Here is a 7,038-nt window from a genome sequence, read left to right on the forward strand (position 1 = left end):
TAACGGCTAATTTCCTGAGCCAGTTTTTCATCCTTTAGTTTTTTCTCTCCAGCAGTGCTGATATCGAGAAACATCTGTGTATCTGTCTTCGGGAATATTACTGTGTGCCTACAGTTTGGTCAATTTACAGCTTCAAGGTGATTTTTAATTTATCAGATAAAATTTATCACATAGCAACATTTATGTCTTAAGATAGATGCTTTTTGATTGTATATGTATATTAAATATTAAATGTATTTCATACTACGTTTAACTAACGGGGAGCATCCCACTTTGGCAAATATATCTTTTCTGTCTAACGGTGTAATCAGGCTCTTACGGCTTAATGAAATATGTATCTTCCCAGTTGGGATGCTTCCAACTAAAGCAAAAGTTGCTACCTTATTTCAATTAACTACTTAAATATCCGTTTGGGAAGGTATAAGCTTGAGAAAGGCCTAGTTTACTAGGTTCACGGTATACAAGAAGAGAGTTGGTTAGGACATGACATTTACAGCACTTTTTGTAACGGTTTGGTACAAAACGAAATCCTATAACCCTTATTCCATAAACCTTTTAAATATTTAGGTGTGGTACTTTGAAAAAAAATGCTGTAGTAAGGTTAAACGTACAAAAATTTTCCTAGTTTGTACACTTTTCTGGCATTGATTTTTCTAGCTTAACTTTAAAAGTTTTGGCAGTAATAACTTGATATTTACATTAGTTAAATCAGCTATATAAACAAAAATTTGATTTTTCCTTTTAAATCTTTTATTGTGTATAAAATTGCATTGCAAAATTGTCTAAAAATTTTAAACAAGTGACCCATGAATCTTATAACTTACATCATGTATTTGGCAAGTTCTGGAGCTACTGCATATTACACTTCCTCTCAAATACGTGATCCTAAAACTCGCCTCAATGTCCTTGCTGGATTACAAAAATCAGAAGCCAGTTCCGTTAAATTTCTTTCCGCACTTAGTGAACGTGCATTTAATGAAGGGGATAATTGGTTAGCAGAAAAATTAAAGAAACACGCATCAGATGAAGTTCGGCACAGCCAAATTTTTGCCCATGCCCTCAAACAAATCGACAACAGAACTAAAGATATAACTTCAACTGAAAAGCAGCCCACTGAAAGTACACAGCATCAAGGAACTCCTTTCTTTGCATTATACTTTCATGGCTATTCGCAGGAAGATTTGCAACCTGCAGTCATTGATTGGAATGTATTTGCAGCCAGCACCTATATTTTAGAAATTGATGCTGGTAAAGACTTTAAACGCATGGCTAACGTATTACCAGATAATGAACAAAGCTCTCGTAACCTCAAACAAGGATTGTTGAATATTGCTCAAGACGAAACTGGTCATGCTGCTTATCTTTATGAAGCTATGATGCGTCAAATGCCTCCTATAAAAGTACAAAACCTTGTAGATGAATGGCGTACCCGTAAAGTGGATGCGATATTTAAATTAGCTAGTGAAATTTTTCAAGGCGTTAAATAATACGAACTCATTGATTTTGATTTAAATCAGCCATGAAAAGTAGATATCTTCAAACTTTAAGCACTACTACTATAGTCTCAGGTTTTTTGATTTGGTCAAATATTTCTCAAGCTCAAATAAAACCAGATAGCACTTTACCAAAAAATACTAGAATCAGGTTAGAAGAAAACATAAAAATTATTGAAGGTGGGACTAGAGCAGGTAGGAATTTATTTCACAGTATGCAACACTTTTCAGTTCCCACTGGAACTACAGCCTACTTTAATAATCCTTTAGATATTCAAAATATTATCACTAGGATAACTGGAAGTTCCATTTCTAATATTGATGGGTTAATTCGGACAAATGGTATAAGTAATTTATTTTTAATGAATCCTAATGGAATTGTTTTAGGTAAAAATGCCAGCCTGAATATCGGTGGTTCATTTGTTGGTACTACAGCGAGTAGTATCAATTTTGCAGATGGATTTCAATTTAGTCCAATTAATCCAACTCCTAAAGAAATACTAACTATTAATATACCTACTGGATTAAGTTTTCATGGAGAAAATGGAGCCATAAATATTAAAAATACAGGACATAATCTGAAAAATGAGGATTTTATATTTCCTCTTAATCCCAATAGATTTTCTAACGCTTGGCAAGTAAATTTTAATAAAAGTTTAGCTTTTATCGGAGGAGAAATTGTATTAGACGGAGGAATTATTAGTACAAACAGTGGGAAAATTGAACTAGGAAGTGTTGATATAGGGGAAGTTCATCTAAATTTAGATAAAAATAATTTTATATTTAAATATGATCATGTTGTAAATTTCCAAAATATAAAATTTTTAGAAAACAGTTTGGCTTATGTTAGTAGCCTAGAAGGTAAAGGAAACACTATTAATATTCAGGGTAATAAAATCCAAATTTTAGATGGTTCACTGGTATTTAGCCAAAATCATGGTTACAAACAAGATGGAAAAATTTCTATAAATGCTACTGAAATTCTGACAGTTAAAGGTGCATCACAATTTGGTATTAGTGGTATTTACACTAGCAATTTCGGGAATACACCAGGAGAGAACATTGAAATTAATTCAAAACAAGTTGATATTGAAGGAGCGCAAATCGCAGCCAATACTTTTAGTAATTTTTCAAGTGGCAACATAGTAATCAACCCTACTGAATTATTAAGAGTTGCTGGTAGTAATCCATCTCCAGGTAATTCTAATGGTTATGGTGGAATTAATACTTTCAGTTATATTAATTTTGGAGATGGTGGAAATCTTACAGGAAATACAAAAAAAATAACCTTAGAAAACCGAGGAAATATTAGTACAATTTCTAGTTCTTTTGGCAATGCTGGACAGATCAATTTAACAGCAAAGAATATAAGTCTAAAAGATGGAAGTAGTTTAGGTTCCACAACTTTCAATATGGGACAAGGTGGTGATGTACTGGTAAATGCCAGCAATTTCATAGAAATTATTGGTAGGTCTACTTCTGTCGGTCCTAGTACAATTAACGTTGCTACTTTCGGTAGTGGTGATGCTGCTAAATTAGAAATCAATACCTCAAACCTCTTTATTAGAGATGGTGCTGCTATATCTACAAATACCGTTTCTTTTGGAAATGCTGGTCAACTTACTATTAATGCCTCTGAGAGTCTAGAAATCTCTGGAAAAAATGTAGATTCAAATTTAGCTAGTTCTATAAGCTCATCCGCAAATATTCTAGATGATAGTTTAAGAATCAGGTTTAGCAGAGTACCACTAATTCCTACTGGGGATGCTGGAGAATTAATAATTACCACCGGAGATTTATATGTTCAAGATTTCGCTCAAATTAGTGTCAGAAATGATGGTTCTGGAAATGCCGGAATACTTCAAATTGATGCTGACTCTATAAATATCAGTAAACAAGGAGGTATTACCGCAACAACTGCTGTCGGACAAGGAGGCGATATTTTGTTGCAATCAAAAGATGTCCGCTTAAACAATAGTATTATTTCTGCTACTGCTGGTCAGACAGGTACAACTGGTGATGGTGGTAATATTAATATTAATACCGATACATTATTAGCATTAGAAAATAGCAACATCACAGCTAATGCTTTTGAAGGCAGAGGAGGAAATATTCAGATCAACACTCAAGGATTTTTTCTGTCCCCTGATAGCCGAGTTACGGCCAGCTCAGAACGAGGAGTTGACGGAACTATTGAGATTAATACTTCTTCCATTGATTTCACTAAGGCTGCTTTAATACCATCAGTAGTTGAAGTTCCCCAAGTTACCAATGTTTGTGCGGCTTATTCACAGGGACAATCCGGAGAATTGGTCATCAAGCCAGCAACTGTTCCTCAAAATCCTGGCAATTTTAACAGTCTTTCTGGCTGGGAAGATAAAGAAGATTACCAGCCAGAAACTGAAAAATTGTCAGATAAAACAGATCAAAAATTGGTTGAAGCCCAAGGCTGGAAAACTAACCCAGATGGCACAATCAGTTTTACAAGCACGCCTAATGATGTGGTGCCTTACGGTTCTTCAACTCCCCCTCCTTGTGTGAATTCTTCTCAATCTCAAACAATTAATTCATCTATTGAAAGCGGTTATGGGCTTCTCCACACCCAATCCCCTTTTTAATTTTTTCTATGCTCAAAATCAAAATCCAGTACATTTTTGCAACTACTTTTATCTTTGCATCGCAACCACTACTAGCACAAGAACGAATCCCCACATTTCCTCAACAACCACCTTCGGTTTCTCCCTTAACGCCAGAAGAGGAAATCAAACTAGTTCCTCTATCTCCCCCACCTTTGCCACCTGAAATTACTGGTGAGAATATACAAGCCATCAAGGTAAAACGCTTTGTTTTTAAAGGCAACACAGTCTTCTCCAATCAAAGGCTTGAAGAATTACTTGCACCTTTTATTGGCAAAGAAATTACTTTTTCAGATTTGCTGCCAGCTCGTGCAGAGATTACTAAACTGTACGTAGACAATGGATACATTAGTTCTGGGGCATATCTGCCCATCACAGAAAACCAAGCAATTGACCCCAATCAAGCCGTAATTACCATTGGAATTGTTGAGGGAAAACTGGATAAAATTGACGTTGTAGGCACTTCAAGGTTAAAAAATTATATTCGTTCTCGCTTACCCAGCACTTCAACGGTACTGAATAGCGATCGCTTACTGGAAGATTTGCAACTATTACAACAAGATCCCTTGATTGAGTCGATTACAGCCGAACTGATCGAAGGCACTCGCTTACAACGACCTGTTTTGACAGTAACGGTTAAAGAGCGTGAACCATTCAAGGTGGAAGCTATTTTGGATAATTCTCGCTCTCCAGCCGTGGGCAGTTTTCAACGCCGAGTCGAGTTAACCCATGCTAATTTGCTGGGCTTAGGCGATAGCTTTAGTGTTGGCTACAGAAATACAGAGGGCAGCAAGACGATAACCACCAGCTACACTGTGCCGATCAATCCACAAAACGGCACTCTGCAATTCTTTTACGCCAACACTTCATCCACGATTATTGAACGCCCCTTCACTAACTTGGATATTCTTTCTGATGCTCGTGCTTACGAAGTGACTTTCCGCCAGCCACTGCTACAACGAGCTACGGCTAATTCCAACCAAGAATTTGCACTGGCTTTAACAGCTTCGAGACTAGAAAGTGAATCGTCCTTGCTCAACACTCCTTTCCCATTGAGTATTGGGGCTGATGCTACCGGACGGACAAGAATTTCTGCCGTGAGGTTTTCCCAAGAATGGATAGACCGTAGCCGTCAACAAGTGTTATATGTTCGTTCACAATTTAGCTTGGGTATTGATGCTTTTAATGCAACTATTAATGATTCTGAACCTGATAGTCGTTTTTTTGCTTGGAGGGGACAAGCTACTTGGGTAAGACGGTTATCAGCGAACACTCTGCAACTCAGGGCAGATATGCAATTGGCTGACAGACCGCTTCTTCCCTTAGAACAAATTGGACTGGGGGGCGCAAATTCTGTGCGTGGCTATCGCCAGGATACGTTTTTGACTGACAACAGACTTCTACTATCAGCCGAATTCTACATTCCTGTATGGCAAGAAGAAACCGGGATTTTACAACTCATTCCTTTTCTTGATCTAGGTACTGCCTGGAATCATAGTAATAGCACAAATAATACATCAGTCACAACAGGTACTCTGGGGTCTTTTGGACTTGGCTTGCAGTACCAATTGGGCAATCGCTTCAATGCCCGTCTTGATTTAGGAATTCCCTTATTTTCTGTTAATACAAATTCCGACGCAAAAACATGGCAAGAAAATGGTGTTTATTTTTCTCTCGGCTATCAACTTTAAAATATTTATTTTTCGGTATATTTCTATCATTGCTGATAATTTTTTCTCCAAATCAAACAATTGCGGCTCCCACCCCAGGACAATTGAACCAAAGGGGATTTACTCAACTACATCAAGGACTGACATCAGCAGCATTACAGACTTGGGAATCAGCTTACCGTGCTTACAAAAAACTGAATGACACCGAAGGAATGACAGGTAGCCTGATTAATCAAAGTTTGGCATTACAAGCTAATGCTTCATATTCTCGTGCTTGCCAAACTTTAATTCAGGCTTTGAAGATGGAAAATTGGGTTTGTCAACCAATTCATTTGCAACGTTTTTCCCAGACGGAATATCAAGAACGTTTAGATCAAGCGTTACAAAACCAACCCTTACAAAACGTCCAAGTTGTGGGACTTCGGAATCTTGGGGATGTACTGCGGCAACTGGGAAACCCAGAGGCATCTTCTCTGGTGCTAAACAAGGCTTGGGACATAGCGCAAGATATTGGATTGGAATCACCTAATTTATTACTGAGTTTAGCTCATACAGAACGCTCACTTTTTGAACAAGCTCAAAGCAGATATGACTTCATCGATGAACCCGTATCTAAACAAGAAGCACTGAATACAGCCCAAGATAAACTTATGGCGGCTCTGGAACTTTATCAACAAATAAATACCATTCCGGCACAGTTAAATCAACTAAAATTGTTATTAGAATTTAGTGATCCCAACCCACAATTAATTCAATTTTTAGTTCAAACTTTATTAACCAACCATCATCAATTTTCAGAATTACCCACCATAGAAGCTATCTATGCTCGAATTCAACTAGCTCAATCCCTGATCAAAATCAATGATAAATTACCAACAGCACTGGCACTAAGTCAAAAATCTTTATCATTAGCTGATAAATTGGAAAACCAGAGAGCAAAATCCTTGGCTTTGGGAACTCTTGCCAATGTTTACATTCATTTGGGTCAAGAGTCTGAATCAATCAAATATCTGAGCCAAGCTATGGGAATTGCTCAATCAGTCGAAGCTTGGGATATTGCTTATGAATGGCAGTGGCAATTAGGTCAATTGTACAACAAAAGTAATCGTATCCAGGAGGCAATCCAAGCATATACGGCTGCTGTTCACAGTCTAGAACTTGTTCGCGGCAGTATTTTATCAATTAACCCAGAAATTCAATTTGCTTTTAAAGACAAAGTTGAACCCGTATACCAAGAAT

The 7,038-nt window shown here is 37.2% G+C and carries 3 protein-coding genes and 1 pseudogene; all 4 read left to right on the top strand.

Annotated features, from left to right (window positions below):
- The first annotated feature begins 806 nt into the window (after positions 1 to 806).
- On the top strand, positions 807 to 1,487 hold the full coding sequence (locus VB654_RS24865; protein WP_323216509.1) for a ferritin-like domain-containing protein: 681 nt from the start codon (positions 807 to 809) through the stop codon (positions 1,485 to 1,487).
- 32 nt (positions 1,488 to 1,519) lie between these two features.
- Entirely contained in the window at positions 1,520 to 4,111 is a 2,592-nt protein-coding gene (locus VB654_RS24870) for a filamentous hemagglutinin N-terminal domain-containing protein (protein ID WP_323216510.1), read from the top strand.
- An 8-nt stretch (positions 4,112 to 4,119) separates the two neighbouring features.
- Positions 4,120 to 5,820, top strand: a complete 1,701-nt coding sequence (locus VB654_RS24875; RefSeq protein WP_323216511.1) for a ShlB/FhaC/HecB family hemolysin secretion/activation protein — start codon at positions 4,120 to 4,122, stop codon at positions 5,818 to 5,820.
- Positions 5,775 to 7,038: pseudogene (locus VB654_RS24880) on the top strand (hypothetical protein); the annotation flags it as partial. The gene VB654_RS24875 and the pseudogene VB654_RS24880, both read left to right, overlap by 46 nt.

This window comes from Nodularia sp. UHCC 0506, from assembly GCF_034931045.1.
Lineage (GTDB): Bacteria > Cyanobacteriota > Cyanobacteriia > Cyanobacteriales > Nostocaceae > Nodularia.